The sequence below is a fragment of the Paenibacillus bouchesdurhonensis genome (assembly GCF_900155685.1).
In the GTDB taxonomy this organism is placed as follows: Bacteria; Bacillota; Bacilli; order Paenibacillales; family Paenibacillaceae; genus Fontibacillus; species Fontibacillus bouchesdurhonensis.
Map to the genome: position 1 here is coordinate 1 of NZ_LT732545.1, position 2694 is coordinate 2694.

Below are 2694 nucleotides of genomic sequence, written 5' to 3' on the forward strand. Positions count from 1 at the left end.
ACACAGTTCCAAACCTCGTACTTGCCACCACCTCCGCCCATGCCGCTATATTTAACCCGGTGCAAATGTAGTCCGGGGCCGGGCTTGCCGCTAAGCAAGCACCAATTCCCGTCGCGCTTCTTTACCACTGCCCGTACCTGTTCCTTTGTAAGCTCCTTGTCCTCGTTTTTATTCTGCTTCCGGTCTCGCAAAGGCGTTTTAGATTCGCGCCGCCTACCTAATTGCTGTTCTTTGGAATATGAGTTGAGACCAAAGTCAAACATATGATCACCCCTCTCCTAGAAAGGCATATCATCCGGTATATCGATCGGTTTACCATCGTCTGCGAATGGATCCCGTTCACTTTGCCCGCCACTTCGTTTGTCGTCCCGGTTCGATTCCAGGAAACGCACGTTATCAGCAATGACCTCTGTCACGTATACGCGCTTACCCTCGCTATTCTCGTAATTCCGTACCTGAATGCGTCCTTCAACCGCTGTGAGGCGACCCTTACGCAAGTAATTCGCGCACGTCTCAGCCAGTTGTCTCCAAGTTACGACCGGAATAAAATCCGCTTCTCGCTCTCCGCCCTGCGATGTGAACGGTCTGTCCACGGCAATCGTGAACTGAGTAACAGCCACACCAGAAGGGGTATATCTCAATTCAGGATCTCGGGTTAACCTCCCGATAAGGATCACTCTATTAAGCAATGGAATTCCTCCTATTGATTGATAAGTTCCGTGTAATGCACGATTTTGTTCAATGTCTTTGTCTCACGACAGTAACGGCAATTTTCGCAGCGGTCGGGCTCAATTCGTCCGGATTTAACCTCTATCAAACGAGGCATGTTCATTTCTATCAAATCCAGTTCCCGTTGAATGTCATAACCATTAATAGAGATTACAGCCTTGTCTGGTGGGTCTTCCTTTGAAACAGCTACTATAATGGGTTCTATCCATCCGTCACGCCCTTGTACACGCCGTTCAATCTCTGCGTAGAGTGCCATTTGGGTTACATAGCCACTAGCCTCCACAAACGTCACATAGCCGTTATTGGGATCCCAGGTTTCTTTTTGTATTTCTCGTACTGTCTTAATGTCCGAAAACCTATTACGATCCGGTGCGTAGTTGTCCATTTTCACTTTCCACTTTGCCCCCGCAAATTCAGCCGTTAAAATAACTTCCTTTTGGCCTTGAAGGACAAACATGCATAGTGGGTCGTTTTCAATAGTTCGTATAAGTTCATCTGCTCTCTGAAATTCCTTTTTCAAATTCCCCTTATTAGCACCTTTAGAAGCTATGATTTCAGGATTTTCAGATTTGAATTGCTCGAATACTTCTTTACTTTCAAAGTACGCATGGACATAAGAACCGACTAGCAAAGCTTCCGAAGGTGGTTCGGCCCACCCTCGCAACTTCGCCATGCCCCGCGCTTCGCATTCAAGGAACTCTTTGTATTGGCTGTTTGACCAGTAATGTTGATTCGCCTCAGTCGAGTGGTAATTCTGATTGTTTAGGATCATCCTTACCACCGCCCTTTTTAACTTTCTCAGCAGCTTCGGCCTGAGCCTTTATAAATTCTTCTTCTGTATTCGTAGCAACATGAACTTTGCCGAAGTTGAAATAATCCTCTCGTTTAGCCATGTTGTCCGTTAGAGACTTCCATACGCCGCCCAGTCGCAAATAGTCGTTTTCGGTGAACGAATCCTGACTGCATCCCAAAAACTCCTCAACCATTTCCTTAGTGACTCCGTATTTCTCTTGAAATTTAAGGAGCGCATTTCTTACGCGATCTGCTAATGGCTCGTCGTAACCATTGATGAGAGTTTGTTTGCACTGCTCCATAGCTGCATCGACAATATCGCCAGGGATAACTCCAAGGATGCAAGCACGGACACGCCGCGCCCCCATGTTGGCAGTTAGCTCATAAACGTCACGAGGATCGTCTAATTTATCAATGCGCCCCTTGGCCTTCCGTTCATGCTTTACATTGAATATCATTGAACGCCGTGTATTCGTTTCAATATCCCAGGCGTAGGCTTCCATCTTCGAAACTCCGTTAACTTGCTCAAGTTCAATCACGCCATACTCCATGTTGCCCCAATTCTGCGCTAGAACTTCGGCTAAGCGGATGGAAGGCCCCGAAACTCTACTTCCACCCTTTGGATACTCATATGCCGCTTCCTCCGCAAGCTTCTTCCGCTGACAAGCTTGCATAATTCGGTTAAAAGATAATTGCTGATCTCTCGGAAATTGTTTAGCAGAAAATAGAGCTGCCTTTACCTGTTCACTTTGCCTTGTTGCCACCATTTCATGAGCCACAGAACGGGCTTCTGGTGCCGATGGTAAATAGTCGTTATAATTAATCGGGGAATGATCATCAAAACTCATAGCTTTACAACCTCCTAATTTTTGTGTTATTGTGTCCGTAACAATTTATTTGAAAGTGTCTTAGTGATCACGGCGGCAACCGTGGTCATTCTTCGTTTCTAGCACCTGTTCCACTGTCTCCAAGTTGGCTATAACACTATCCAAGGTGCCATGGGTTATAAATTCTCCCATTGCGCACAAGGCGTGTCCCACCGACTGGCAATGGATATCTTCTTGGAGCTGCTTTAGATCGGTTAGCGCCTTTGTTAGATGCTGCATTCTCTTCCTCCAATCTCCGTAACACACGGTCATAATCGCCTCTGTGTGCGTGGTTCTGAAACTCGAA

At 46.5% G+C, this 2694-nt stretch carries 5 protein-coding genes; all 5 read right to left on the minus strand.

Translation table 11 applies throughout. The annotated features are described in order from the left end of the window. A partial coding sequence (locus CZ379_RS00070) for a hypothetical protein (RefSeq protein WP_199925380.1) occupies window positions 1–263 on the minus strand: 263 nt, incomplete at its 3' end. 15 nt (window positions 264–278) lie between these two features. Further along, window positions 279–689 (minus strand): single-stranded DNA-binding protein, encoded by a 411-nt coding sequence (gene ssb / locus CZ379_RS00075; protein ID WP_110929737.1) that lies wholly within the window; start codon window positions 687–689, stop codon window positions 279–281. Between the two features lie 11 nt (window positions 690–700). Next, window positions 701–1501 (minus strand): PD-(D/E)XK nuclease-like domain-containing protein, encoded by an 801-nt coding sequence (locus tag CZ379_RS00080; RefSeq protein ID WP_110929738.1) that lies wholly within the window; start codon window positions 1499–1501, stop codon window positions 701–703. Then, complete coding sequence (locus CZ379_RS00085; protein WP_110929739.1) at window positions 1467–2369, minus strand: hypothetical protein; 903 nt, start codon at window positions 2367–2369, stop codon at window positions 1467–1469. Before CZ379_RS00085 ends, CZ379_RS00080 begins: the two co-directional genes overlap by 35 nt. Before the next feature lie 60 nt (window positions 2370–2429). After that, window positions 2430–2694: hypothetical protein (locus CZ379_RS00090; RefSeq protein ID WP_234404755.1), on the minus strand; the 265-nt coding region annotated here is incomplete at its 5' end.